Genomic DNA, 23335 nt, shown 5'->3' on the forward strand with positions numbered 1-23335 from the left:
GGGGGCTGCGCGTGGCGGCCGGTATTCATCAACGCGAATACAGTTCGACGATCAGCGATTCGTTGATCTCGGCGCCGAATTCGTCGCGGTCAGGCGCCTTCTTGAAGGTGCCTTCCAGCTTGGTGGCATCGACCGAGACCCAGGCCGGCAGGCCGATCGACTCGGCGAGCTTGAGCGAGTCGGCGATGCGCAGCTGCTTCTTGGCCTTTTCACGCACGGCGATCACGTCACCGGCCTTGACCTGGTAGGACGGGATGTTGACGACGATGCCGTTGACGGTGAGGGCCTTGTGCGAGACCAGCTGGCGGGCTTCCGCGCGGGTCGAGCCGAAGCCCATGCGGTAGACGACGTTGTCCAGACGCGATTCCAGCAGCTGCAGCAGGTTCACGCCGGTCGAGCCCTTGCGGCGATCGGCTTCGGCGAAGTAGCGGCGGAACTGGCGCTCGAGCACGCCGTACATGCGCTTGACCTTCTGCTTCTCGCGCAGCTGCAGACCGAAGTCGGAGGTGCGGGCGCCGGAGGTGCGGCCATGCTGGCCCGGCTTGGATTCGAACTTGGCCTTGTCGCTGATGGCGCGGCGGGCGCTCTTCAGGAACAGGTCGGTGCCTTCACGGCGGGAAAGTTTGGCCTTGGGGCCGAGGTAACGTGCCACGGTGTTGTCCTTCGTTGGTCGGTCTGACGCATCCGAACCACGGCGGCGAGCCGAGGTGATGCGCGAGTCTGTGGCCGGGGCGCAGGGGCCCGCGGGCGGCAGACGGTGGGCTTGGAGTCAAAATGGCCGACGCATGGCTAACGCCATCGCCGGCATGCGGGAAAACTCTTCATTGTAGCAGGCCCGCGGCAAGCCGGGGCCTGCGCGCCATCAGATGCGGCGGCGCTTCTGCGGACGGCAGCCGTTGTGCGGGATCGGCGTGACGTCGGAGATCGAGTTGATGCGGATGCCCAGCGAGGCCAGGGCACGCACCGACGACTCACGGCCCGGGCCCGGGCCCTTGATGCGCACGTCCAGGTTCTTGATGCCCTGTTCCTGCGCAGCACGGCCGGCGTTCTCGGCAGCGACCTGGGCGGCAAACGGGGTCGACTTGCGCGAACCCTTGAAGCCCTGGCCACCCGACGAAGCCCACGAGAGGGCGCCGCCTTGGCGGTCGGTGATGGTGATGATGGTGTTGTTGAACGAGGCGTGCACGTGAGCGATGCCGTCCGCAACGTTCTTGCGGATCTTCTTGCTCACGCGGCGGGCCGCGTTATTGGCAGGGGACTTGGCCATGTCTTGGTCTTCCTACGGCAGAGGGCTTACTTCTTCAGCGCGGCGGCGCCCTTGCGCGGACCCTTGCGGGTGCGGGCATTGGTGCGGGTGCGCTGGCCGCGCATCGGCAGGCCGCGGCGGTGACGGAAGCCGCGGTAGCAGCCCAGGTCCATCAGGCGCTTGATGTTCATCGAGGTCTCGCGACGCAGGTCGCCCTCGATGGTCAGCTTGCCCACCTCTTCCCGGATCTTCTCCAGGTCGCCGTCGGTCAGGTCCTTGATCTTCTTGGAGAAGGGGATGCCCACCGCCTCGCAGATCTTCTGCGCGGTCGTGCGGCCGATACCGAAGATGTAGGTCAGGCCGATCTCCGCATGCTTTTGCGGCGGAATGTTGATACCAGCAATACGTGCCATGGTGCTTCCTTGGATTCCTCAGCGGCCGGGCATCAGCCCTGGCGCTGCTTGTGACGCGGGTCGGTGCAGATCACGCGCACGATACCGTTGCGCCGGATGATCTTGCAGTTGCGGCACATCTTCTTGACCGATGCAGCGACTTTCATCGTCTTCTCCTTGACAGGTTCAAGCGCTCTTGAACGTTTACTTTGCGCGGAAAACGATCCGAGCGCGACTCAAATCGTAGGGCGTCAGCTCAACCGTCACCTTGTCGCCGGGGAGGATGCGTATGTAGTGCATGCGCATCTTGCCGGAGATGTGTCCGAGGACCACGTGCCCATTGTCCAGCTTCACGCGGAAGGTGGCATTGGGCAGGTTCTCGAGGATCTCCCCCTGCATCTGGATGACGTCGTCTTTCGCCATGGAACTGCGACGGCTGTGGGACCTCTACCTTCAGCTCGCCTTGAAATTGGCCTTCTTCAGCAGTGATTCGTACTGATGGCTCATCACGTACGACTGCACCTGGGCCCAGAAGTCCATCGTGACGACCACGATGATCAACAGGCTGGTACCACCGAAGTAGAACGGAACGCTGTACTTGAGCTGCAGGAATTCCGGCAGCAGGCAGACCAGCGTGATGTACACGGCACCGGCCAGCGTCAGGCGGGCCAGGATCTTGTCGATGTGGCGCGCGGTCTGCTCACCCGGCCGGATGCCCGGGATGAACGCACCGCTCTTCTTCAGGTTGTCGGCGGTCTCGCGGCTGTTGAACACGAGCGCCGTGTAGAAGAAGCAGAAGAACACGATCATCGCGGCGTACAGCATCACGTAGATCGGTTGACCCGGCTGCAGCGTGCCCGAGATGTCCTTCAGCCAGCGCATGTCGTCGCCGGTGGCGAACCAGCCGACCACGGTGGCGGGCAGCAGGATGATCGACGAGGCGAAGATCGGCGGGATCACGCCCGACATGTTCAGCTTCAGCGGCAGGTGCGAGGACTGGCCGCCATAGACCTTGTTGCCGACCTGGCGCTTGGCGTAGTTGACCAGGATCTTGCGCTGACCCCGCTCGACGAACACCACGACATAGGTCACACCCACCACCAGGGCCAGCACGAACAGCGCCACAATGATGCTCATCGCACCGGTGCGCACCAGCTCGAACAGGCCGCCGATCGCGCTGGGCAGGCCCGCCGCGATGCCCGAGAAGATCAGGATCGAGATGCCGTTGCCCAGACCGCGCTCGGTGATCTGCTCACCCAGCCACATCAGGAACATCGTGCCGGCCACCAGGCTGACCACCGCCGTCATGCGGAAGCCAAAGCCGGGGTTGAGCACCAGGCCGGTCGAGCCTTCCAGGGCCAGGGCAATGCCCAGCGACTGGAAGATCGCCAGGCCCAGCGTGCCGTAGCGGGTGTACTGGGTGATCTTGCGACGGCCGGACTCGCCTTCCTTCTTCAAGGCTTCGAGGCTGGGCACCACGTAGGTCATCAGCTGCATGATGATCGACGCCGAGATGTACGGCGTGATCCCCAGCGCGAAGACCGCGAAGCGCGACATCGCGCCACCCGAGAACATGTTGAACAGGTTCAGGATGCCGCCCTGCTGACCCTCGAAGAGGGCCTGCAGCTGCTGCGGGTTGATGCCCGGCACGGGGATATGCGCCCCGATGCGGTACACCACCAGCGCCAGCAAGAGGAAGACCAGCCGGCGATTGAGGTCGCCGAACTTGCCTGTCTTGGCCAGCTGAGTCGGAGAGGTTGCCACGAGCGTGGGTGTCCTTCAGCGCGTGCGGGTCAGCCCAGCGTGCCGCCGGCGGCTTCGATCGCGGCCTTCGCGCCAGCGGTAGCGCCGATGCCCTTGAGGGACAGCTTGGCGCTCAGTTCACCGGACTTGATGACCTTGACGTTCTTGGCCAGCTGCGGCACCAGGCCGGCTGCCTTCAGGGTCGACACGTCGACCTCGGCAGCGCCCAGGGCTTGCAGCTCGGAGAGCGTGACCTCGGCGTTGTACTTCAGCGAAGCCGACTTGAAGCCGCGCTTGGGCAGACGACGCTGCAGCGGCATCTGACCGCCTTCGAAGCCAACCTTGTGGTAGCCGCCCGCACGGGATTTCTGGCCCTTGTGGCCGCGGCCCGCGGTCTTGCCCAGGCCCGAGCCGATGCCACGGCCGACGCGGCGCTTGGCGTGCTTGGAGCCGGCGCCCGGCTGGATGGTGTTGAGTTGCATGGTGCTTTTCCTGTCGATCAGGCGCGGTGCTTACAGCACCTGGACCAGGTAGGAAATCTTGTTGATCATGCCGCGAACCGCCGGGGTGTCTTCCAGGGTGCGCTGGCTGTTGAGCTTGCCCAGGCCCAGGCCACGCACGGTGGCGCGGTGGGATTCCTTGCAGCCGATCGGGCTCTTGACCAGTTTGACCGTGAGGGTCTTCTTGGCGTCAGTCATGTTGGCTCCTGCTGGGCTGATCAGTTGAAGATCTCTTCAACCGACTTGCCGCGCTTGGCAGCGATCGAGGCCGGCGTCGACACGTTCTTCAGCGCGTCGAGCGTGGCACGGACCATGTTGTAGGCGTTCGAGGTGCCGTGGCTCTTGGCGACGATGTCGGTGATGCCGAGCACTTCGAAGACGGCGCGCATCGGGCCGCCGGCAATGATGCCGGTACCGGCCGGCGCGGGCATCATCAGCACGCGCGCGGCGCCATGGTGACCCTTGACCACATGGTGGATCGTGCCGTTCTTCAGCGGCACCTTGACCATGTTGCGGCGGGCCGAATCCATGGCCTTCTGCACCGACACCGGCACTTCCTTGGCCTTGCCCTTGCCCATGCCGACGCGGCCGTCGCCGTCGCCAACCACGGTCAGCGCCGCGAAGCTCAGCGTGCGACCACCCTTGACGACCTTGGTGACGCGGTTGACCGCGATCATCTTTTCCTTCAGGCCGTCGTCATTGCCTTCAGTCTGGGCGCGGGGAGTGAACTTTGCCATTTTCAGGTTTCCTTTTCGCGCGGATCAGAACTGCAGGCCGGCTTCGCGAGCGGCTTCGGCCAGGGCCTTGACACGGCCGTGGTAGGCGAAGCCCGCACGGTCGAAAGCCACCTTGTCGACGCCAGCGGCCTTGGCCTTCTCGGCGATGCGCTTGCCCACCAGGGCCGCGGCATCGGTGTTGCCACCCTTGCCCGACAGTTCGGTGCGCACGTCCTTCTCGGCGGTCGAGGCCGAGGCCAGGACCTTGCTGCCGCAGCCGGAGATGACCGAGGCGTAGATGTGCAGATTCGAGCGGAAGACGGTCAGGCGCGCGACGCCTTGCGTGGCGATGCGCTCGCGGGTCTGGCGCGAACGACGCAGGCGCTGCTCTTTCTTGTTCAGCATGGTGTCGCTCCTTACTTCTTCTTGGTCTCTTTGATGACCACGCGCTCGTCGGCATAGCGGATGCCCTTGCCCTTGTAGGGCTCGGGCGGCCGGATGGCGCGCACTTCGGCGGCGAGCTGACCCACCACCTGGCGGTCAGCACCCTTGATGACGATTTCGGTGGGCGTCGCGGTGGTCACGGTGATGCCGGCAGGCATTTCCTTGACGACCGGGTGCGAGAAACCGATCTGCAGGTTCAGCTTCTGACCCTGGGCCTGGGCACGGAAGCCCACGCCGACCAGGTTCAGCTTCTTCTCGAAGCCCTTGCTGACGCCATTGACCATGTTGGCCAGCAGCGCGCGCATGGTGCCGCTCATGGCGTTCGCCTCGGCCGATTCGTTGGCCGGAGCGACCGACAGCACGGCGCCTTCCTGCTTCACGGAGACCAGGCCATTGGCAGCACGCACCAGGGTGCCCTGGGCGCCCTTGACGGTGATCTGGTCAGCAGCGATCTTCACGTCCACGCCTTGCGGGACGGTGATCGGCATTTTTCCAACGCGGGACATTGCTCGATTCCTCCCTTAGGCCACGTAGCACAGCACTTCGCCGCCGACACCGGCAGCGCGCGCCTTGCGATCGGTCATCACGCCCTTGGGGGTCGTGACGATCGCCACGCCCAGGCCGTTCATGACCTGGGGGATGGCATCGCGGCCACGGTAGATGCGCAGGCCGGGGCGGCTCACGCGCTCGATGCGCTCGATCACGGGACGGCCGGCGTAGTACTTCAGGCCGATCTCGAGTTCGCTCTTGCCGCTCTCGCTCTTGACAGCGTAAGCGTCGATGTAGCCTTCATCCTTGAGGACCTGGGCAATCGCCACCTTCAGCTTCGAGGCGGGCATCGACACCGATGCCTTCTCGACCGCCTGGGCATTGCGAATGCGGGTCAGCATGTCGGCGATGGGATCACTCATGCTCATGGTGTTATCTCCTTGTCGCCTTGATTACCAGCTGGCCTTGATCACGCCAGGGATGTCACCCTTGAAGGCGAGATCGCGGATCTTGGAGCGGGCCAGACCGAACTTGCGGAACGTGCCGCGGGGACGGCCGGTCAGCTCGCAGCGGGCGCGCTGGCGGGTCGGGTTCGCGTTGCGGGGCAGCTTCTGCAGCTCGAGGCGCGCGGCGTAGCGCTCTTCCTCGGACTTCTTGGCGTTGTCGATGATGGCCTTCAGCTCGGCGTACTTCTTCGCGTACTTGGCGACAAGCTTGGCGCGCTTTTCTTCGCGCTGGATCAGGGAAACCTTAGCCACGTGTCACCTCAGTTCTTGAACGGGAAGCGGAAGGCGGCGAGGAGCGCCTTGCACTCGTCGTCGGTCTTCGCGGTGGTCGTGAAGGAGATGTTCATGCCACGGATCGCGTCGATCTTGTCGTACTCGATTTCCGGGAAGATGATCTGTTCCTTGACGCCGATGTTGTAGTTGCCACGGCCATCGAACGAGCGACCCGAGATGCCGCGGAAGTCACGCACGCGCGGCAGGGCCACGGTGACGAAGCGGTCCAGGAATTCGTACATGCGGGCACCGCGCAGGGTGACCATGCAGCCGATGGGCACGCCGTCACGGATCTTGAAACCCGCGATGGCCTTGCGGCTCTTGGTGACCACGGGCTTCTGGCCGGCGATCTTGGTCAGGTCGCCGACGGCGTTGTCCATGACCTTCTTGTCGGCCACGGCCTCGCCCACGCCCATGTTGAGCGTGATCTTGGTCAGGCGCGGCACTTCCATCACCGACTTGTAGCCAAACTTGGCCATCATGTCGGGGACGACTTTTTCCTGGTAGAAGGCCTGCAGTCGGGCGATGACGGCGGCTTGTTGTTGTTGACTCATGCTGGATACCCCGCCTTAAGCCTTGATCTCTTCGCCGCTGGACTTGAACACGCGCACGCGCTTGCCATCGGCCAGGGTCTTGATGCCCACGCGATCGGCCTTGCCGGCGGCGGCGTTCCAGATCGCCACGTTGGATTGATGGATCGGCATGGTCTTGTCGATCACGCCACCGGTGGTGCCCTTCAGCGGGTTCGGCTTGACGTGCTTCTTGACCATGTTGATGCCTTCGACCACGACATGGTCGGCATCAACGCGCAGCGAGACGGTGCCGCGCTTGCCCTTGTCACGGCCGGTCAGGACCACGACCTGGTCGCCCTTGCGAATCTTGTTCATCGCGTTTCCTTTGTCGGTGCGAAGCGCTTACAGCACCTCGGGCGCCAGCGACACGATCTTCATGAAGCGCTCGGAACGCAGCTCGCGCGTCACCGGGCCGAAGATGCGGGTGCCGATCGGCTCCAGCTTGTTGTTCAGCAGGACAGCGGCGTTGCCGTCGAACTTGACGAGCGAGCCATCCTGGCGGCGCACACCCTTGGCGGTGCGCACGACGACGGCGCTGTAGACCTCGCCCTTCTTGACGCGGCCACGGGGAGCAGCTTCCTTGATGCTCACCTTGATGATGTCGCCGATACCGGCGTAGCGACGCTTGGAGCCGCCCAGCACCTTGATGCACATGACGGACTTGGCGCCCGTGTTGTCCGCGACGTCAAGCCGCGATTGCATTTGGATCATGTCAATGTCCCCAACTTGCTCCCGCGGCGCCCACACCCCCTTGGCGTGGGCTGTCGCGGTCAGTATTGGGCCCGTCTGGCTCTGGGCGCCTCCTGGGGAAGCACCCTCGACCGATTGGGCAGAAATCCGAAGGCGGCTTGCCTTGCGTCCTTGTCAAGCACAGTCGACAACGGCAAAGCAGCGCCACTTCCGGCGAAGCTGGCTATTATGCAGCCAGGCCCAAGGCCGTGTCAACAGCCCTGGGCGAAAGTTTTTCAGCGTGCGAGCTGCTGGGCCTGCGTGAGCAGGGTGGCGGCGTCGCTCACCTCGAACTGGCCAGGGCCCTCAACATTGAGCGTGCGCACCACGCCGTCGACCACCAGGGCCGAGTAGCGGTTGCTGCGCAGGCCCAGGCCGCGGGCGCTGAGGTCCAGCGTCAGGCCGGTGGCGCGGGCAAAATCGGCCGAGCCGTCGGCCATCATGCGCACCTTGCCGCCGGTCTTCTGGTCGCGGCCCCAGGCACCCATCACGAAGGCGTCGTTGACCGACACGCACCAGATCTCGTCGACACCAGCGGCCTTGAGCTGGTCGTGCAGCTCCACGTAGCCGGGCACGTGCTTGGCCGAGCAGGTGGGCGTGTAGGCGCCCGGCAGCGCGAACAGCGCGATGGTCTTGCCAGCCGTGGCCTTCTCGATGTCGAAGGCGTTGGGGCCCAGGCTGCAGCCATTGCCCTCGACCTCGATGAACTCGTACAGCGTGCCGCCGGGCAGCTTGTCGCCAACCTGGATCATGGGGAGCTCTCCTTCTTGTTGTGGGAACGGCCAGGCCCGGGGGAATGAAGAAAGCCGCTGGGCCGGATTCTTCCAGCGCAGCGGCTTCAGTAACGCGCGGGGCCGCGAAGACCCCACCTGCGGGACGGTCAGGCGATCAGACCAGGCGGGCCTTCTCGACCAGACGGGTCACGACCCAGTTCTTGGTCTTGGACAGCGGACGCGACTCGGAGATCTCGACGGTGTCACCCATCTTGTACTCGCCGTTCTCGTCATGCGCGTGGTACTTGCGCGACTCGCCGACGATCTTGCCGTACAGCGGGTGCTTGACGCGACGCTCGACCAGGACGGTGACCGTCTTGGCGCGCTTGTCGCTGACGACGCGACCGATCAGGGTGCGCTGGACCTTGGTGGTGGCTTGGGCTTCGCTCACTTCGCGGCTCCCTTCTTCTTCTCGGCCAGGATGGTCTTGGCACGGGCGATGTCACGGCGGACATTGCCCAGCTGGGCGGTGTTGCCCAGCTGTTGCGTGCCCTTTTGCATGCGCAGACCGAAGTGCGCCTTCAGGAGGTCGGAGACTTCCTTCTCGAGCGCGGCCACGTCCTTGGTACGCAGTTCAGATGCTTTCATGTGCTGTCCTTTCCTCAGGCGCCGATCTGGCGCGCCACGAAGGTGCAGCGCAGCGGCAGCTTGGCGGCAGCCAGCGTGAAGGCTTCACGGGCCAGCGCCTCGGGGACGCCGTTGATTTCGTAGAGCACCTTGCCGGGAACGATCTCGGCCACGTAGTACTCCGGGTTGCCCTTGCCGTTACCCATGCGGACCTCGGCAGGCTTCTGCGAGATCGGCTTGTCCGGGAAGATGCGGATGAAGATGCGGCCACCGCGCTTGATGTGACGCGAGATGGCACGACGTGCCGCCTCGATCTGGCGCGCGGTGATGCGGCCACGCTCGGTGGCCTTCAGACCGAAGTCGCCGAAGGCCACGCTGGCGCCACGGGTGGCGACGCCAGTGTTACGGCCCTTCTGCTCCTTGCGGTACTTGCGACGTGCGGGTTGCAGCATGCTTATTCTCCTTTGCCTTCACCGGCGGCGGGCGTCTTGCGCACGCGCTTCACACCGGGGGTGGCGGCGGCACCGGCGCCAGCCTCGGCCGGCTTGTCGCCAGCGGCAGCGCGCGGAGCACGGTCACCGGGGCGGCCACGGCCAGCCGGCGCGCCCGGGCGGGCGTTGCGGCGCGGGCGGCGGTCGTCCTCGGCACCGGCCGGGGTGTTGATGGTGGGCGCCTCGCCGTTGGCCAGGCGGTCACCGCGGTAGACCCACACCTTCACGCCGATCACGCCGTAGGTCGTCTTGGCTTCGGAGAAGCCATAGTCGATGTCGGCCTTCAGGGTGTGAAGGGGCACGCGGCCTTCGCGGTACCACTCGGTACGGGCGATTTCAATGCCGTTCAGGCGGCCGGCGGACATGATCTTGATGCCCTGGGCGCCCAGGCGCATCGCGTTCTGCATCGCGCGCTTCATGGCGCGGCGGAACATGATGCGCTTTTCCAGCTGCTGGGTGATCGAGTCGGCGATCAGCTGAGCATCGACTTCAGGCTTGCGCACTTCCTCGATGTTCACGGCCACCGGCACGCCCAGACGCTTGGTCAGTTCGGCCTTCAGGTTCTCGATGTCCTCGCCCTTCTTGCCGATCACCACGCCCGGACGGGCGGAGTAGATCGTGATGCGGGCGTTCTTGGCAGGACGCTCGATCAGGATGCGCGAGACGGCGGCGTTCTTCAGCTTGGCCTTGAGGTACTCGCGCACATCCAGGTCTTCAGCCAGCATGCCGGCGAAGTTGCGGCTGTTCGCGTACCAGCGCGACGCCCAGGCACGGGTGACGGGCAGGCGGAAGCCGGTCGGGTGGATTTTCTGTCCCATGGTCTTCCTCAGTTCCCCACGGTCACGTAGATGTGGCAGGTCGGCTTGCTGATGCGGTTGCCGCGGCCCTTGGCGCGCGCAGCGAAGCGCTTCAGCGTGGCACCCTGCTCGACGTAGATCGAGGTGACCTTCAGTTCGTCGATGTCGGCGCCGTCGTTGTGCTCGGCGTTGGCGATGGCGCTCTCGAGCGCCTTCTTGACGATGCCGGCGGCCTTCTTCTGGGTGAAGGTCAGGATGTTCAGGGCTTGATCCACCTTCTTGCCGCGGACCATGTCCGCCACCAGGCGGCCCTTGTCCACAGAGAGGCGGACGCCACGGACGATTGCTTTGGTTTCCATCGTCGTGTTCCTTTACTTCTTGGCCTTCTTGTCCGCGGGGTGACCCTTGAACGTGCGGGTCAGCGCGAACTCGCCCAGCTTGTGGCCGACCATCTGGTCGGTCACATACACCGGAACGTGCTGCTTGCCGTTGTGCACGGCAATCGTCAGGCCGATGAAGTCGGGCAGGATGGTCGAGCGACGCGACCAGGTCTTGATCGGCTTCTTGTCCTTGGTGGTCACGGCCTTGTCGACCTTGGCCACCAGGTGATGGTCCACGAACGGACCCTTCTTGAGTGAACGTGCCATGGTCCAGCCCTTACTTCTTGCGACGCGAGACGATGAAAGTCTGCGTGCGCTTGTTGTTGCGAGTGCGGTAGCCCTTCGTCAGGGTGTTCCACGGCGACACCGGCACCTGGCCTTCGCCGGTGCGGCCTTCGCCACCACCGTGCGGGTGGTCGACCGGGTTCATCGCGGTACCGCGGACGGTCGGGCGGATGCCCTGCCAACGGATCGCACCGGCCTTGCCGTACTGGCGCAGGTTGTGCTCTTCGTTGCTGACCTCGCCGATGGTGGCGCGGCAGTCGATGTGGATCTTGCGCACTTCACCCGAGCGCAGGCGGACCTGCGCGTAGGTGCCTTCGCGGGCCATCAGCGTCACCGAGGTGCCGGCCGAGCGGCAGATCTGCGCGCCCTTGCCCGGCAGCATCTCGACGCAATGGATGGTCGAGCCCACGGGGATGTTGCGGATCGGCAGCGTGTTGCCAGCCTTGATCGGAGCCTCGGCGCCGCTCAGGATGGTGGCGCCGACTTCCAGACCGCGCGGGGCGATGATGTAGCGACGCTCGCCATCGGCGTAGCAGACCAGCGCGATGTGGGCGGTGCGGTTCGGGTCGTACTCGATGCGCTCGACCTTCGCCGGGATGCCGTCCTTGTTGCGCTTGAAGTCGACGACGCGGTAGTGGTGCTTGTGACCACCACCCTTGTGACGCATCGTGATGTGGCCGTTGTTGTTGCGGCCAGACTTCTGCTTTTGCGGCTCCAGCAGCGACGCCTCAGGGGCGCCCTTGTGCAGGTGCTTGTGAACGACCTTGACGACGGCGCGGCGGCCCGGCGAGGTCGGTTTGACTTTGACGACAGCCATGATTACGCGGCCTCCCCGGAGAAGTTGAGCTCCTGGCCAGCCTTCAGCGAGACATACGCCTTCTTGACGTGGTCGCGGCGGCCGATCGAGCGACCGAAGCGCTTGACCTTGCCCTTGACGTTGACGACGTTGACCGCCTCGACCTCGACCTTGAACAGCAGTTCGACGGCTGCCTTGATCTCGGGCTTGGTGGCGTCGCGCAGGACCTTGAACATCACCTGGTTGTGCTTCTCGCCGACCGAGGTGGCCTTCTCGGAGATCACCGGGGCGACCAGCACCTGGGCCAGGCGGCCCTCGTTGAACTTGGTGCTCATGCGAACATCTCCTTGAGCTGCTCGATCGCGCCCTTGGTCACCAGCACCTTCTTGTAGAAGACCAGCGACAGCGGATCGGCGTAGCGCGGCTCGACGACCAGCACATTGGCCAGGTTGCGCGAGGCCAGCGCCAGGTTGTCGTCCACGGTGTCGGCAATCACCAGCACCGAGTCCAGGCCCATGGCCTTGAACTTGGACGCCAGCAGCTTGGTCTTGGGCGCCTCGATGGTCAGCGAATCGACCACCGCGATGCGGCCGTCACGGGCCAGCTGCGAGAAGATGGTGGCCATGGCGGCGCGGTACATCTTCTTGTTGACCTTCTGAGAGAAGTTCTCGTCAGGCGTGTTCGGGAAGGTGCGACCACCCCCGCGCCACAGCGGCGACGAGGTCATGCCGGCGCGCGCGCGGCCGGTGCCCTTCTGGCGGAACGGCTTCTTCGTCGAGTGGTGAACCTCGCGACGGGTCAGCTGCTTGCGGGTGCCTTGACGGGCGTTCGCCTGGTAGGCGACCACGACCTGGTGAACCAGGGCTTCGTTGTAGTCGCGGGCGAACACGGTGTCAGGCGCATCCACCTTGGAGGTGGCCTGCCCTTGTTCGTTCAGGAGCTCGAGTTGCATCAGTTGGCTCCCTTCTTGACCTTGACCTTGACGGCGGGACGCACGGTCACGAAGCCGTTCTTGGCGCCCGGCACCGCGCCACGCACCAGCAGCAGCTGGCGGGCTTCATCGATGCGGACGATGTCGAGGTTCTGGGTGGTGACGGTTTCGTCGCCCATGTGGCCGGTCATCTTCTTGCCCGGGAACACGCGGCCCGGGTCCTGGGCCATCGAGATGGAGCCCGGGACATTGTGCGAACGGCTGTTGCCGTGCGAGGCGCGCTGCGAGCTGAAGTTGTGGCGCTTGATCGTGCCGGCGTAGCCCTTGCCGATCGAGGTGCCTTGCACGTCGACCTTCTGGCCGGCGGCAAACAGCGTGACGGGCACGGTGGCGCCAGCCTTGTATTCGGCGGCCACGGTGGCGTCGACGCGGAATTCCTTCAGGACTTCACCGGCTTCGACACCCGCCTTGGCGAGGTGGCCGGCTTCCGGCTTGGTCACGCGCGATGCCTTGCGCGTTCCGAACGCCACTTGGAGGGCGCTGTAGCCGTCGGTCTCGACGGTCTTGACCTGGGTGACGCGGTTGTTGGACACATCCAGCACGGTCACGGGGATGGCATCGCCATCATCCGTGAACACGCGCATCATGCCCACCTTGCGGCCCAGCAAACCGAGACGGTTGCTCAGACTCATGGTTCTTCTCCGCTCCACTGAAGGAGCTGGGTTTTCACATCCCCGACAACGATTGGCCGGGCTGACGGTGTCATCAAGCCTCTCACTCCAACGCCACTTCGCAGCGCCGCAGTTGTGAAAAGTGATGACGCAAAGGCGACCACGAGTGGCCGCCTTGCGCAAAAGCTGGCGAGTATAGCCGGCCCCGGGCTAACCCGCAAGGGGTGCCCGGGAACGGTCAAACGCTCACTGGAGCTTGATCTCCACGTCCACGCCGGCCGGCAGGTCGAGCTTCATCAGCGCGTCCACGGTCTTGTCGGTCGGGTCGACGATGTCCATCAGGCGCTGGTGCGTGCGGATCTCGAACTGGTCGCGGCTGGTCTTGTTGACGTGCGGCGAGCGCAGGATGTCGAAACGCTGCATGCGGGTCGGCAGGGGCACGGGGCCCTTGACGATCGCGCCGGTGCGCTTGGCGGTGTCAACGATTTCCAGAGCCGATTGGTCGATCAGCTTGTAGTCGAAGGCCTTGAGGCGGATGCGGATCTTTTGCTTGGACATGGTCCGCCCCTTACTCGATGATCTTGGCCACGACGCCGGCGCCGACGGTGCGGCCGCCTTCACGGATGGCGAAGCGCAGGCCTTCTTCCATCGCGATCGGGGCGATCAGCTTGACGGTGATGCTGACGTTGTCGCCCGGCATGACCATTTCCTTGTCCTTCGGCAGCTCCACCGCGCCGGTCACATCCGTCGTGCGGAAGTAGAACTGCGGGCGATAGTTGTTGAAGAACGGGGTGTGGCGGCCGCCCTCTTCCTTGCTCAGGACATAGACCTCAGCGGTGAAGTGGGTGTGCGGCTTGATCGAGCCGGGCTTGCACAGCACCTGGCCGCGCTCGACTTCCTCGCGCTTGGTGCCGCGCAGCAGGATGCCGACGTTGTCGCCAGCCTGGCCCTGGTCCAGCAGCTTGCGGAACATTTCCACGCCGGTGCAGGTGGTCTTCTGGGTCGGCTTGATACCGACGATCTCGATTTCCTCGCCGACCTTGACGATGCCGCGCTCGACGCGACCGGTCACCACGGTGCCGCGGCCCGAGATCGAGAACACGTCTTCAACGGGCATCAGGAAGGTACCGTCCACCGCGCGCTCGGGCGTGGGGATGTAGCTGTCCAGCGCGTCGGCCAGGCGGAAGATCGCCTGCTCGCCCAGGTCACCGGTGTCGCCTTCGATGGCCAGCTTGGCCGAGCCCTTGATGATCGGGGTGTCGTCGCCCGGGAAGTCGTACTTGCTGAGCAGCTCGCGCACTTCCATTTCGACCAGCTCGAGCAGCTCGGCGTCGTCGACCATGTCGCACTTGTTCAGGAAGACGATGATGTAGGGCACGCCCACCTGACGCGCCAGCAGGATGTGCTCGCGGGTCTGGGGCATCGGGCCGTCAGCGGCCGAGCACACCAGGATCGCGCCGTCCATCTGGGCAGCGCCGGTGATCATGTTCTTCACATAGTCGGCGTGACCCGGGCAGTCCACGTGCGCGTAGTGGCGGTTGGCCGTCTCGTACTCGACGTGCGCGGTGTTGATCGTGATGCCACGCGCCTTTTCTTCCGGCGCCGCATCGATCTGGTCGTAGGCCTTGGCCTCGCCACCGAACTTCTTGGCCAGGATCGTCGTGATCGCCGCCGTCAGCGTCGTCTTGCCATGGTCCACGTGACCAATCGTGCCCACGTTCACGTGCGGCTTGGTCCGCTCAAACTTGCCTTTTGCCATTTCTCTTCTCCACAGAAAGAACAGTGTCCCGTGTCGGTTTAAGGTCTCCGGCACGGGCCCGCCACGGGCAGCGGGCCCACCGCGTTCGTGACGCGGCGCCGAAGACCGGCAGAAATTACTTCGACCGCGCGGTGATGATCGCGTCGGCCACGTTCTTCGGAGCTTCGCTGTAGTGCTTGAACTCCATCGTGTACGTGGCACGGCCCTGCGACATCGAGCGCAGCGTGGTCGAGTAGCCGAACATCTCGGACAGCGGGACCTCGGCCTTGATGATCTTGCCGCCGCCGACCATGTCGTCCATGCCCTGGACCATGCCGCGGCGGCTGGACAGATCGCCCATCACCGAGCCGGCGTAGTCTTCAGGGGTCTCGACTTCCACGGCCATCATCGGCTCCAGGATCACCGGGCTGGCGCGGCGCATGGCTTCCTTGAAGCCCATCGACGCGGCCATCTTGAACGCGTTTTCGTTCGAGTCCACTTCGTGGTACGAGCCGAAGGTCAGCGTGACCTTGACGTCGACCACCGGGAAGCCCGCCAGCACGCCGTTGGGCAGGGTGTCGACGACGCCCTTCTCGACCGCCGGGATGAACTCGCGCGGCACCACGCCGCCCTTGATCGCATCGACGAACTCGAAGCCCTTGCCGGCTTCCTGCGGATCGATCGTGAACACCACGTGACCGTACTGGCCCTTGCCGCCCGACTGACGGACGAACTTGCCTTCGACGTCGGTGGCCGACTTGCGGATGGTCTCGCGGTACGCGACCTGCGGCTTGCCCACGTTGGCTTCCACGCCGAACTCGCGCTTCATGCGGTCGACAATGATTTCCAGGTGCAGCTCACCCATGCCCGAGATGATGGTCTGGCCCGATTCCTCGTCGGTGCGCACGCGGAAGGACGGGTCTTCGGCAGCCAGACGGCCCAGCGCGATACCCATCTTTTCCTGGTCGGCCTTGGTCTTGGGCTCGACGGCCTGCGAGATCACCGGCTCCGGGAAGACCATCTTTTCCAGCGTGATCACGGCATCCGGATCGCACAGGGTCTCGCCCGTGGTCACTTCCTTCAGGCCCACGCAGGCGGCGATGTCACCGGCCAGAATTTCCTTGATTTCCTCACGCTGGTTGGCGTGCATCTGCAGGATCCGGCCGATGCGCTCCTTCTTGCCCTTGATCGGGTTGTAGACGGTCGAGCCGGAGGTCAGCACGCCCGAGTACACGCGAACGAAGGTCAGCTGGCCGACGAACGGGTCGGTCATCAGCTTGAAGGCCAGCGCGGAGAACTTCTCCTTGTCGTCGGCATTGCGGGTGACCGGCTGGTCGTCCTCGTCGGTGCCGCCGACCGGGGGAATGTCCACCGGGGAGGGCAGGAAATCGATCACCGCGTCGAGCATGCGCTGCACGCCCTTGTTCTTGAAGGCGGTGCCGCACAGCATCGGCTGGATCTCGGTGGCGATCGTGCGGGTGCGGATGGCGAGCTTGATCTCTTCCTCGGTCAGGTCGCCCGTCTCGAGGTACTTGTTCATCAGCTCTTCGGTGGCCTCGGCAGCGGCCTCGACCATCTTCTCGCGCCATTCCTGGGCCAGCTCGGTCAGCTCGGCGGGGATGTCCTCGTAGGAGAACTTCATGCCCTGCGAGGCCTCGTCCCAGAAGATCGCCTTCATCTTGATCAGGTCGACCACGCCCTTGAAGTTTTCCTCGGCGCCGATGGGAATCACCACCGGCACGGGGTTGGCCTTCAGGCGGGTCTTCATCTGGTCAACGACCTTGAAGAAGTTGGCGCCGGTGCGGTCCATCTTGTTGACGAACGCGAGGCGGGGCACCTTGTACTTGTTGGCCTGGCGCCAGACGGTTTCCGACTGGGGCTGAACGCCACCCACCGCGCAGTACACCATGCAGGCGCCGTCGAGCACGCGCATCGAACGCTCCACCTCAATCGTGAAGTCCACGTGCCCGGGGGTGTCGATGATGTTGAAGCGGTGCTCCGGATAGTTCAGGTCCATGCCCTTCCAGAAGCAGGTGGTCGCGGCGGAGGTGATCGTGATGCCACGCTCCTGCTCCTGCTCCATCCAGTCCATGGTGGCGGCACCGTCGTGCACTTCACCGATCTTGTGGTTCACACCGGTGTAGTACAGGATGCGCTCGGTCGTGGTGGTCTTGCCGGCGTCGATGTGAGCGGAGATACCGATGTTGCGGTAGCGCTCAATGGGGGTCTGACGAGCCATGTGTCACTCCAAATGCCAGAAATGGCGAGGGCCGCCCGGGTCAGCGTTAACCCTGAGCGGCCGAAGAACGGTGGTTTAGAAGCGGAAGTGCGAGAAGGCCTTGTTGGCCTCGGCCATGCGGTGCACTTCGTCGCGCTTCTTCATCGCGCCGCCGCGGCCTTCGGAGGCCTCCAGCAGTTCGTTGGCCAGGCGCGCGGCCATCGACTTCTCGCCACGCTTGCGGGCCGATTCCTTGAGCCAGCGCATCGCCAGGGCCATGCGGCGGATGGGACGAACTTCCACGGGAACTTGGTAGTTCGCACCACCGACGCGGCGGCTCTTGACTTCGACCATGGGCTTCACGTTGTTCAGCGCGGTCATGAACACTTCCAGCGGATCCTTGGCGGCCTTCTTCTCGACTTGCTCGAGGGCGCCATAGATGATGCGCTCAGCCACGGCCTTCTTGCCGGACTCCATGATGACGTTCATGAACTTGGACAGATCGACCGAGCCGAACTTCGGATCGGGCAGGATCTCGCGCTTGGGGACTTCGCGACGACGAGGCATTTCACTCTTCCTTCATCTTCAGTGGGTGGCAGCCACCTGCTCACCTGGAGGGACCACACATTCGGGCCCTTCACTTACTCGACCGCACCGTATCGGGGTGAGGCCGCAACTGGGATCACATCAGCAGCCTGGCAGGCCGGTGTGACACGAACTTGTCAGACGGCCGATCAGGCCTTCTTGGGACGCTTGGCGCCGTACTTGGAGCGCGACTGCTTGCGATCCTTGACGCCTTGCAGGTCGAGCGAGCCACGCACGATGTGGTAGCGCACGCCCGGCAGATCCTTCACACGGCCGCCGCGCACGAGCACGACGCTGTGTTCCTGCAGGTTGTGGCCTTCACCGCCGATGTACGAGATGACCTCGAAACCGTTGGTCAGGCGGACCTTGGCGACCTTGCGCAGCGCCGAGTTCGGCTTCTTCGGGGTCGTGGTGTAGACGCGGGTGCAAACCCCGCGGCGCTGCGGGCAGTTCTGCATCGCAGGCGACTTGGACTTCGTGACCTCGACCTGGCGGCCTTGGCGCACGAGCTGGTTGATGGTGGGCATGGGTAACTTGTTCCCGTTTGAAGTTACGACGAAAAAATTCTTCTGGCTTGGCTGACAATGCCCAGGCGCCACCGGGTTGCCCAGGCAGCGCCAAGCACGGCAGAACTTGCCGAAAAGCCGAACATTATAGGTCGCGGCCCAGGCGCACGCAAGCCAGGCCGTTGGCGCGGCAAATGCAGCCGTCCATGTGAATACACACTCTCGCACTGAAGGCCAGGATGCTGTGCTGGACACCCAGAGCATCTTGGACTGGCAGCACTTTGCCGACCCCCGCTGCAGCGACTGGAGTCGCTGGTTGCAGGCGGGCGCCTGGCGCTGGCGCATCGCCGCGCCCTTGCGCGACGAGCTGGCCCATGTGCTGGCGCGCGGCCGCCTGCCCGCCGGTGTGGTGACGCCAGCGGCGCTGCTGGCCGCGGTGGACGCTGGCGCCCTGCCCGGCGATGCGCCAGCCTGTGCGCCCCAGCCCGTGCTGCGCTGCACCGACCCCGACGACCAGAAGTTCATCGACTTCGCGCTGGCCTGCGGCGCGCGCTGGCTGGTCAGCCGCGACAAGGCGGTGCTGAAGCTGCGCCAGCGCGCGCTGGCGCTGCACGGCCTGCAGATCGTCCACCCCGCCGACTGGCGACCGGCCGGCTGAACGAAAAAAGGGCGACCTCGCGGTCGCCCTTCGGGGTGCCAGGCGCGCGGCCTGACACGCGGCGTGGTGGCTTACTCGGCCGCCGGCTCGTCGCCCGAGGCGTTGTCCAGCGCGGCCAGCTGCGTGGCGGCCAGCTCCTCGGCCTCCTGCAGCGCGATGGCGCGACGCTCGGTCTCATCCATCTCTTCCTTGGCCTTGCGGGCCTGGTGGAAGGCCATGCCGGTACCGGCCGGGATCAGGCGACCAACGATCACGTTCTCCTTCAGGCCGCGCAGCGAGTCGCGCTTGCCCATGATCGCCGCCTCGGTCAGCACGCGGGTGGTTTCCTGGAAGGACGCCGCGGAGATGAACGAGTCGGTCGACAGCGAGGCCTTGGTGATGCCCAGCAGCACGTCCTGGTAGGTGGCCTGCACCTTGCCCTCGGCGCGCAGCTTCTCGTTGGTGTTGAACAGCTCGGAGCGCTCCACCTGTTCACCGGCGATGTAGGTCGAGTCGCCCGAGTTGACGATCTGCACGCGGCGCAGCATCTGGCGAACGATCACCTCGATGTGCTTGTCGTTGATCTTCACGCCCTGCAGACGGTAGACGTCCTGCACCTCGTCGACGATGTAGCGCGCCAGCTCCTCGACGCCCAGCAGGCGCAGGATGTCCTGCGGATCCGCCGCGCCGTCGACGATCAGCTCGCCGCGGTTGACCACCTGGCCTTCGTGCACCAGGATGTTCTTCTCCTTGGGCACCAGCTCCTCGAACACCTTGCCATCCGGGTCGGTGATCTGCAGGCGCACCTTGCCCTTGGTCTCCTTGCCGAAGGACACCGTGCCGGTGATCTCGGCCAGCGCGCCCTTGTCCTTGGGCGAACGCGCCTCGAAGAGCTCGGCCACCCGCGGCAGACCGCCGGTGATGTCACGGGTCTTCTGGCCTTCGACCGGGATGCGCGCCAGCACCTCACCCGGCGCCAGGTCCTGACCGTCGCGGATCTGGATCAGCGCGCCCACCTGGAAGCCGATCGTCACCGAGTGGTCGGTGCCGGGGATCTTGACTTCCTGGCCAGCCGCGTCGAGCAGCTTGACCTGCGGGCGCACGACCTTGGCAGCACCGCGGCGCTTCGGGTCGATCACGACCAGCGTGGACAGGCCGGTGACCTCGTCGACCTGCTTGGCGACGGTGACGCCTTCCTCGACGTTCTCGAAGCGCGCCTTGCCGGCGAACTCGGTGATGATCGGGCGGGTCAGCGGGTCCCAGTTGGCCAGCACGGTGCCGGCCTTGAGCTGCTGGTCGGCCTTGACGTTCAGCGTGGCGCCGTACGGCACCTTGTGGCGCTCGCGCTCGCGACCGTGCTGGTCGGAGATGATGATCTCGCCGGAACGGGAGATCACCACCAGCTCGCCCTTGCCGTTGGTCACATAGCGCATCGTGGCGTTGAAGCCGATGAAGCCGTCCGACTTGGCGTCCACGCTGGAGGCCACGGCGGCGCGCGAGGCGGCACCACCGATGTGGAAGGTCCGCATCGTCAGCTGCGTGCCCGGCTCACCGATCGACTGCGCGGCGATCACGCCCACGGCCTCACCGGTGTTGACCAGGCCGCCACGGCCCAGATCGCGGCCATAGCACTTGGCGCACAGGCCGAAACGCGTGCCGCAGGTCAGCGGCGTGCGCACCTTGACCTCGTCGACGCCGGCGGCCTCGATGACGTCCAGGTTGTCCTCGTCCAGCATGGTGCCGGCGCCGATCAGCATCTCCTGGGTCTCGGGGTGGGTCACCTCGACCGCGGTGACGCGGCCCAGGATGCGGTCGCGCAGCGACTCGATGACTTCACCGCCTTCGACCAGCGCGCGCATGGCAAAGCCGTGCTCGGTACCGCAGTCGTCCTCGACCACCACCAGGTCCTGCGTGACGTCCACCAGACGGCGGGTCAGGTAGCCCGAGTTCGCGGTCTTCAGCGCCGTGTCCGCCAGGCCCTTGCGAGCGCCGTGGGTGGAGATGAAGTACTGCAGAACGTTCAGGCCTTCGCGGAAGTTCGCCGTGATCGGCGTCTCGATGATGGAGCCGTCCGGCTTGGCCATCAGGCCCCGCATGCCGGCCAGCTGGCGGATCTGGGCAGCGGAGCCCCGCGCGCCCGAGTCGGCCATCATGTAGATCGAGTTGAACGACTCCTGGTCGACTTCCTTGCCGTGACGGTCGATGACTTTCTGCTTGGACAGCTGCGACATCATGACCTTGCCGACCTCGTCGCCGGTCTTGCCCCAGATGTCCACGACCTTGTTGTAGCGCTCACCGGCGGTGACCAGGCCCGAGACGTACTGCTGCTCGATCTCCTTGACCTCCTTCTCGGCACGCTCGATCAGGCCGGCCTTCTGCGGCGGCACCAGCATGTCGTCGATGGCGATCGAGATGCCGGCGCGCGTGGCCAGGCGGAAGCCCGACTGCAGCAGCTTGTCGGCGAAGACCACGGTCTCCTTCAGGCCGCACTTGCGGAAGGAGACGTTGATCAGACGGCTGATCTCTTTCTTCTTCAGTGCCTTGTTGATGTTGGCGAAGGGCAGGCCCTTGGGCAGGATCTCGGACAGCAGCGCACGGCCGACGGTGGTGTCGACCAGCTTGGTCTCGGGCTGGAACTCGCCGTCGGCGTCCTTGGTCCACTCGACCAGGCGCACCGAGATCTTCGAGGTGATCTCGACCGCGCCGTTGTCCAGCGCGCGCTGCAGCTCAACGGTGTCGGAGAAGACCATGCCTTCGCCCTTGCCGTTGATGCGCTCGCGGGTGGCGTAGTACAGGCCCAGCACCACGTCCTGCGAGGGCACGATCGACGGCTCGCCCGAGGCCGGGAAGAGCACGTTGTTCGAGGCCAGCATCAGGGCGCGGGCTTCCATCTGCGCTTCGATCGACAGCGGCACGTGGACGGCCATCTGGTCGCCGTCGAAGTCGGCGTTGAAGGCCGCGCAGACCAGCGGGTGCAGCTGGATCGCCTTGCCCTCGATCAGCACCGGCTCGAAGGCCTGGATGCCCAGGCGGTGCAGCGTCGGGGCGCGGTTGAGCATGACCGGGTGTTCCTTGATGACTTCTTCAAGGATGTCCCAGACCACCGGCGTGCCGGATTCCACTTCCTTCTTCGCCGCCTTGATGGTGGTGGCGATGCCCATCGCCTCCAGCCGGCTGAAGATGAAGGGCTTGAACAGCTCCAGCGCCATCAGCTTGGGCAGGCCGCACTGGTGCAGCTTGAGCGTCGGGCCCACGGTGATGACCGAGCGGCCCGAGTAGTCGACGCGCTTGCCCAGCAGGTTCTGGCGGAAGCGGCCGCTCTTGCCCTTGATCATGTCGGCCAGCGACTTCAGCGCACGCTTGTTGGCGCCGGTCATGGCCTTGCCGCGGCGGCCGTTGTCCAGCAGCGAATCCACGGCCTCCTGCAGCATGCGCTTTTCATTGCGCACGATGATCTCGGGGGCCTTGAGCTCGAGCAGACGGGCCAGGCGGTTGTTGCGGTTGATGACGCGGCGGTAGAGGTCGTTCAGGTCCGAGGTGGCAAAGCGGCCGCCATCCAGCGGCACCAGCGGACGCAGGTCCGGCGGCAGCACCGGCAGCACGTCCATCACCATCCAGTGCGGCTTGATGCCCGACTTCTTGAAGGCCTCCATGACCTTCAGGCGCTTGGAGTTCTTCTTGACCTTCAGCTCGCTGCCGGTCATGTCGTTGCGCAGCTTGTCGATCTCGACGTCGAGGTCCATCTCGGCGAGCAGCTTCTGGATGCCCTCGGCGCCCATCAGGGCCTCGAAGTCATCGCCGAAGGCGGGATCGGCACGCTTGGCCTCGTACTCGTCCTCGCTCATGATGCTGAACTTCTTCAGCGAGGTCATGCCGGGGTCGACGACGACGTAGGCTTCAAAGTAGAGCACGCGTTCGATGTCGCGCAGCGTCATGTCCAGCACCAGGCCCAGACGCGAGGGCAGCGACTTCAGGAACCAGATGTGGGCGCAAGGCGCGGCCAGGTCGATGTGGCCCATGCGCTCGCGGCGCACCTTGGTCTGGGTGACTTCAACGCCGCACTTCTCGCAGATCACGCCGCGGTGCTTCAGGCGCTTGTACTTGCCGCACAGGCACTCGTAGTCCTTGATCGGGCCAAAGATCTTGGCGCAGAACAGGCCGTCACGCTCCGGCTTGAAGGTGCGGTAGTTGATGGTCTCGGGCTTCTTCACCTCGCCGAACGACCACGAACGGATCTTCTCGGGCGAAGCCAGCCCGATCTTGATCGCGTCGAAGTGTTCATCCGGGGTGAACTGCTTGAAGAGGTCCAGCAAGCCTTTCATGGCTTAACTCCTATAGTGGTCTCGGGAT

Annotated in this window: 34 protein-coding genes; 1 reads left to right on the forward strand and 33 read right to left on the reverse strand. The window is 64.9% G+C overall.

Going from position 1 to position 23335, the window contains the following annotated elements; all coding sequences use genetic code 11:
* Nucleotides 1-28: 28 nt before the first annotated feature.
* The 32 genes from rpsD to rpsL all read right to left on the reverse strand — a co-directional run bounded on the left by rpsD (nt 29) and on the right by rpsL (nt 18369).
* Complete coding sequence (gene rpsD / locus KAK06_RS09310) at nt 29-652, reverse strand: 30S ribosomal protein S4 (protein WP_210801671.1); 624 nt, start codon at nt 650-652, stop codon at nt 29-31.
* Nucleotides 653-862: 210 nt separating this feature from the next.
* Entirely contained in the window at nt 863-1267 is a 405-nt protein-coding gene (rpsK, locus tag KAK06_RS09315) for a 30S ribosomal protein S11 (protein ID WP_210801672.1), read from the reverse strand.
* 26 nt (nt 1268-1293) lie between these two features.
* Nucleotides 1294-1659, reverse strand: coding sequence for a 30S ribosomal protein S13 (gene rpsM, locus KAK06_RS09320; protein WP_210801673.1), 366 nt, complete (start codon nt 1657-1659; stop codon nt 1294-1296).
* A gap of 32 nt (nt 1660-1691) precedes the next feature.
* A complete protein-coding gene (gene rpmJ, locus KAK06_RS09325) occupies nt 1692-1805 on the reverse strand; it encodes a 50S ribosomal protein L36 (RefSeq protein WP_210801674.1) in 114 nt (37 codons plus the stop codon).
* A gap of 37 nt (nt 1806-1842) precedes the next feature.
* Entirely contained in the window at nt 1843-2061 is a 219-nt protein-coding gene (gene infA, locus KAK06_RS09330; RefSeq protein ID WP_210801675.1) for a translation initiation factor IF-1, read from the reverse strand.
* Nucleotides 2062-2091: 30 nt separating this feature from the next.
* Nucleotides 2092-3402 carry a preprotein translocase subunit SecY gene (secY, locus tag KAK06_RS09335; RefSeq protein ID WP_210801676.1) on the reverse strand — a complete coding sequence of 437 codons (1311 nt, stop codon included), beginning with the start codon at nt 3400-3402 and terminating at the stop codon, nt 2092-2094.
* Nucleotides 3403-3431: 29 nt separating this feature from the next.
* Nucleotides 3432-3863 (reverse strand): 50S ribosomal protein L15, encoded by a 432-nt coding sequence (rplO, locus tag KAK06_RS09340; RefSeq protein ID WP_210801677.1) that lies wholly within the window; start codon nt 3861-3863, stop codon nt 3432-3434.
* A 30-nt stretch (nt 3864-3893) separates the two neighbouring features.
* Nucleotides 3894-4079, reverse strand: coding sequence for a 50S ribosomal protein L30 (gene rpmD / locus KAK06_RS09345; protein ID WP_210801678.1), 186 nt, complete (start codon nt 4077-4079; stop codon nt 3894-3896).
* Nucleotides 4080-4099: 20 nt separating this feature from the next.
* On the reverse strand, nt 4100-4618 hold the full coding sequence (rpsE, locus tag KAK06_RS09350) for a 30S ribosomal protein S5 (protein WP_210801679.1): 519 nt from the start codon (nt 4616-4618) through the stop codon (nt 4100-4102).
* A 24-nt stretch (nt 4619-4642) separates the two neighbouring features.
* Complete coding sequence (gene rplR / locus KAK06_RS09355) at nt 4643-5002, reverse strand: 50S ribosomal protein L18 (protein ID WP_210801680.1); 360 nt, start codon at nt 5000-5002, stop codon at nt 4643-4645.
* Between the two features lie 11 nt (nt 5003-5013).
* Nucleotides 5014-5547, reverse strand: coding sequence for a 50S ribosomal protein L6 (rplF, locus tag KAK06_RS09360; RefSeq protein WP_210801681.1), 534 nt, complete (start codon nt 5545-5547; stop codon nt 5014-5016).
* Between the two features lie 15 nt (nt 5548-5562).
* Nucleotides 5563-5958: a 30S ribosomal protein S8 gene (gene rpsH, locus KAK06_RS09365; RefSeq protein ID WP_210801682.1), complete on the reverse strand. Its 396-nt coding sequence runs from the start codon at nt 5956-5958 to the stop codon at nt 5563-5565.
* A gap of 24 nt (nt 5959-5982) precedes the next feature.
* Entirely contained in the window at nt 5983-6288 is a 306-nt protein-coding gene (gene rpsN, locus KAK06_RS09370; RefSeq protein ID WP_210801683.1) for a 30S ribosomal protein S14, read from the reverse strand.
* Between the two features lie 8 nt (nt 6289-6296).
* Nucleotides 6297-6836 (reverse strand): 50S ribosomal protein L5, encoded by a 540-nt coding sequence (rplE, locus tag KAK06_RS09375; protein WP_210801722.1) that lies wholly within the window; start codon nt 6834-6836, stop codon nt 6297-6299.
* A gap of 42 nt (nt 6837-6878) precedes the next feature.
* Nucleotides 6879-7196 (reverse strand): 50S ribosomal protein L24, encoded by a 318-nt coding sequence (gene rplX, locus KAK06_RS09380; RefSeq protein WP_210801684.1) that lies wholly within the window; start codon nt 7194-7196, stop codon nt 6879-6881.
* Nucleotides 7197-7223: 27 nt separating this feature from the next.
* Nucleotides 7224-7592, reverse strand: coding sequence for a 50S ribosomal protein L14 (rplN, locus tag KAK06_RS09385; RefSeq protein WP_119156770.1), 369 nt, complete (start codon nt 7590-7592; stop codon nt 7224-7226).
* Nucleotides 7593-7846: 254 nt separating this feature from the next.
* Nucleotides 7847-8362 (reverse strand): peroxiredoxin, encoded by a 516-nt coding sequence (locus KAK06_RS09390; RefSeq protein ID WP_210801685.1) that lies wholly within the window; start codon nt 8360-8362, stop codon nt 7847-7849.
* Between the two features lie 136 nt (nt 8363-8498).
* A complete protein-coding gene (rpsQ, locus tag KAK06_RS09395; protein WP_210801686.1) occupies nt 8499-8774 on the reverse strand; it encodes a 30S ribosomal protein S17 in 276 nt (91 codons plus the stop codon).
* Nucleotides 8771-8971, reverse strand: coding sequence for a 50S ribosomal protein L29 (gene rpmC / locus KAK06_RS09400; RefSeq protein ID WP_210801687.1), 201 nt, complete (start codon nt 8969-8971; stop codon nt 8771-8773). Before rpmC ends, rpsQ begins: the two co-directional genes overlap by 4 nt.
* 14 nt (nt 8972-8985) lie before the next feature.
* A complete protein-coding gene (rplP, locus tag KAK06_RS09405) occupies nt 8986-9402 on the reverse strand; it encodes a 50S ribosomal protein L16 (RefSeq protein ID WP_210801688.1) in 417 nt (138 codons plus the stop codon).
* A gap of 2 nt (nt 9403-9404) precedes the next feature.
* Nucleotides 9405-10259 carry a 30S ribosomal protein S3 gene (rpsC, locus tag KAK06_RS09410; RefSeq protein ID WP_210801689.1) on the reverse strand — a complete coding sequence of 285 codons (855 nt, stop codon included), beginning with the start codon at nt 10257-10259 and terminating at the stop codon, nt 9405-9407.
* 8 nt (nt 10260-10267) lie between these two features.
* Nucleotides 10268-10597 (reverse strand): 50S ribosomal protein L22, encoded by a 330-nt coding sequence (gene rplV / locus KAK06_RS09415; protein ID WP_210801690.1) that lies wholly within the window; start codon nt 10595-10597, stop codon nt 10268-10270.
* Nucleotides 10598-10609: 12 nt separating this feature from the next.
* Entirely contained in the window at nt 10610-10885 is a 276-nt protein-coding gene (gene rpsS / locus KAK06_RS09420) for a 30S ribosomal protein S19 (RefSeq protein ID WP_210801691.1), read from the reverse strand.
* 10 nt (nt 10886-10895) lie between these two features.
* Complete coding sequence (gene rplB, locus KAK06_RS09425; RefSeq protein WP_210801692.1) at nt 10896-11720, reverse strand: 50S ribosomal protein L2; 825 nt, start codon at nt 11718-11720, stop codon at nt 10896-10898.
* Nucleotides 11721-11722: 2 nt separating this feature from the next.
* The gene (rplW, locus tag KAK06_RS09430; RefSeq protein ID WP_210801693.1) at nt 11723-12034 is read right to left on the reverse strand and encodes a 50S ribosomal protein L23; all 312 of its coding nucleotides are present in this window, start codon (nt 12032-12034) and stop codon (nt 11723-11725) included.
* Nucleotides 12031-12651: a 50S ribosomal protein L4 gene (gene rplD, locus KAK06_RS09435; protein WP_210801694.1), complete on the reverse strand. Its 621-nt coding sequence runs from the start codon at nt 12649-12651 to the stop codon at nt 12031-12033. The genes rplW and rplD overlap by 4 nt, the downstream gene beginning before the upstream one ends.
* Nucleotides 12651-13322, reverse strand: coding sequence for a 50S ribosomal protein L3 (gene rplC, locus KAK06_RS09440; protein WP_210801695.1), 672 nt, complete (start codon nt 13320-13322; stop codon nt 12651-12653). Before rplC ends, rplD begins: the two co-directional genes overlap by 1 nt.
* A gap of 225 nt (nt 13323-13547) precedes the next feature.
* Nucleotides 13548-13859: a 30S ribosomal protein S10 gene (rpsJ, locus tag KAK06_RS09445; RefSeq protein ID WP_210801696.1), complete on the reverse strand. Its 312-nt coding sequence runs from the start codon at nt 13857-13859 to the stop codon at nt 13548-13550.
* A 10-nt stretch (nt 13860-13869) separates the two neighbouring features.
* Entirely contained in the window at nt 13870-15060 is a 1191-nt protein-coding gene (tuf, locus tag KAK06_RS09450) for an elongation factor Tu (protein WP_210801697.1), read from the reverse strand.
* 115 nt (nt 15061-15175) lie between these two features.
* Nucleotides 15176-17278 carry an elongation factor G gene (fusA, locus tag KAK06_RS09455; protein WP_210801698.1) on the reverse strand — a complete coding sequence of 701 codons (2103 nt, stop codon included), beginning with the start codon at nt 17276-17278 and terminating at the stop codon, nt 15176-15178.
* 75 nt (nt 17279-17353) lie between these two features.
* Entirely contained in the window at nt 17354-17824 is a 471-nt protein-coding gene (rpsG, locus tag KAK06_RS09460; RefSeq protein ID WP_210801699.1) for a 30S ribosomal protein S7, read from the reverse strand.
* Nucleotides 17825-17991: 167 nt separating this feature from the next.
* Nucleotides 17992-18369, reverse strand: coding sequence for a 30S ribosomal protein S12 (rpsL, locus tag KAK06_RS09465; RefSeq protein ID WP_035037914.1), 378 nt, complete (start codon nt 18367-18369; stop codon nt 17992-17994).
* Nucleotides 18370-18592: 223 nt separating this feature from the next.
* Here rpsL and KAK06_RS09470 point away from each other — a divergent pair, with 223 nt between their 5' ends.
* Nucleotides 18593-19006, forward strand: a complete 414-nt coding sequence (locus KAK06_RS09470) for a PIN domain-containing protein (RefSeq protein WP_310741060.1) — start codon at nt 18593-18595, stop codon at nt 19004-19006.
* A 71-nt stretch (nt 19007-19077) separates the two neighbouring features.
* Here the strand turns inward: KAK06_RS09470 and rpoC are convergent, their stop codons facing one another.
* Nucleotides 19078-23307, reverse strand: a complete 4230-nt coding sequence (rpoC, locus tag KAK06_RS09475) for a DNA-directed RNA polymerase subunit beta' (protein WP_210801701.1) — start codon at nt 23305-23307, stop codon at nt 19078-19080.
* Nucleotides 23308-23335 lie beyond the last annotated feature (28 nt).

It is taken from the genome of Ideonella aquatica, assembly GCF_018069755.1.
In the GTDB taxonomy this organism is placed as follows: Bacteria; Pseudomonadota; Gammaproteobacteria; order Burkholderiales; family Burkholderiaceae_C; genus Ideonella; species Ideonella aquatica.

Coding starts and splice junctions, on each gene's coding strand:
- rpsK (WP_210801672.1), bottom strand. CDS start 1,267: ATGGCCAAGTCCCCTGCCAATAACGCGGCCCGCCGCGTGAGCAAGAAG.
- rpsM (WP_210801673.1), bottom strand. CDS start 1,659: ATGGCACGTATTGCTGGTATCAACATTCCGCCGCAAAAGCATGCGGAG.
- rpmJ (WP_210801674.1), bottom strand. CDS start 1,805: ATGAAAGTCGCTGCATCGGTCAAGAAGATGTGCCGCAACTGCAAGATC.
- infA (WP_210801675.1), bottom strand. CDS start 2,061: ATGGCGAAAGACGACGTCATCCAGATGCAGGGGGAGATCCTCGAGAAC.
- rplO (WP_210801677.1), bottom strand. CDS start 3,863: ATGCAACTCAACACCATCCAGCCGGGCGCCGGCTCCAAGCACGCCAAG.
- rpmD (WP_210801678.1), bottom strand. CDS start 4,079: ATGACTGACGCCAAGAAGACCCTCACGGTCAAACTGGTCAAGAGCCCG.
- rpsE (WP_210801679.1), bottom strand. CDS start 4,618: ATGGCAAAGTTCACTCCCCGCGCCCAGACTGAAGGCAATGACGACGGC.
- rplR (WP_210801680.1), bottom strand. CDS start 5,002: ATGCTGAACAAGAAAGAGCAGCGCCTGCGTCGTTCGCGCCAGACCCGC.
- rplF (WP_210801681.1), bottom strand. CDS start 5,547: ATGTCCCGCGTTGGAAAAATGCCGATCACCGTCCCGCAAGGCGTGGAC.
- rpsH (WP_210801682.1), bottom strand. CDS start 5,958: ATGAGCATGAGTGATCCCATCGCCGACATGCTGACCCGCATTCGCAAT.
- rplX (WP_210801684.1), bottom strand. CDS start 7,196: ATGAACAAGATTCGCAAGGGCGACCAGGTCGTGGTCCTGACCGGCCGT.
- rplN (WP_119156770.1), bottom strand. CDS start 7,592: ATGATCCAAATGCAATCGCGGCTTGACGTCGCGGACAACACGGGCGCC.
- KAK06_RS09390 (WP_210801685.1), bottom strand. CDS start 8,362: ATGATCCAGGTTGGCGACAAGCTGCCCGGCGGCACGCTGTACGAGTTC.
- rpmC (WP_210801687.1), bottom strand. CDS start 8,971: ATGAAAGCATCTGAACTGCGTACCAAGGACGTGGCCGCGCTCGAGAAG.
- rplP (WP_210801688.1), bottom strand. CDS start 9,402: ATGCTGCAACCCGCACGTCGCAAGTACCGCAAGGAGCAGAAGGGCCGT.
- rpsC (WP_210801689.1), bottom strand. CDS start 10,259: ATGGGACAGAAAATCCACCCGACCGGCTTCCGCCTGCCCGTCACCCGT.
- rplV (WP_210801690.1), bottom strand. CDS start 10,597: ATGGAAACCAAAGCAATCGTCCGTGGCGTCCGCCTCTCTGTGGACAAG.
- rpsS (WP_210801691.1), bottom strand. CDS start 10,885: ATGGCACGTTCACTCAAGAAGGGTCCGTTCGTGGACCATCACCTGGTG.
- rplB (WP_210801692.1), bottom strand. CDS start 11,720: ATGGCTGTCGTCAAAGTCAAACCGACCTCGCCGGGCCGCCGCGCCGTC.
- rplW (WP_210801693.1), bottom strand. CDS start 12,034: ATGAGCACCAAGTTCAACGAGGGCCGCCTGGCCCAGGTGCTGGTCGCC.
- rplD (WP_210801694.1), bottom strand. CDS start 12,651: ATGCAACTCGAGCTCCTGAACGAACAAGGGCAGGCCACCTCCAAGGTG.
- rplC (WP_210801695.1), bottom strand. CDS start 13,322: ATGAGTCTGAGCAACCGTCTCGGTTTGCTGGGCCGCAAGGTGGGCATG.
- rpsJ (WP_210801696.1), bottom strand. CDS start 13,859: ATGTCCAAGCAAAAGATCCGCATCCGCCTCAAGGCCTTCGACTACAAG.
- tuf (WP_210801697.1), bottom strand. CDS start 15,060: ATGGCAAAAGGCAAGTTTGAGCGGACCAAGCCGCACGTGAACGTGGGC.
- fusA (WP_210801698.1), bottom strand. CDS start 17,278: ATGGCTCGTCAGACCCCCATTGAGCGCTACCGCAACATCGGTATCTCC.
- rpsG (WP_210801699.1), bottom strand. CDS start 17,824: ATGCCTCGTCGTCGCGAAGTCCCCAAGCGCGAGATCCTGCCCGATCCG.
- rpsL (WP_035037914.1), bottom strand. CDS start 18,369: ATGCCCACCATCAACCAGCTCGTGCGCCAAGGCCGCCAGGTCGAGGTC.
- rpoC (WP_210801701.1), bottom strand. CDS start 23,307: ATGAAAGGCTTGCTGGACCTCTTCAAGCAGTTCACCCCGGATGAACAC.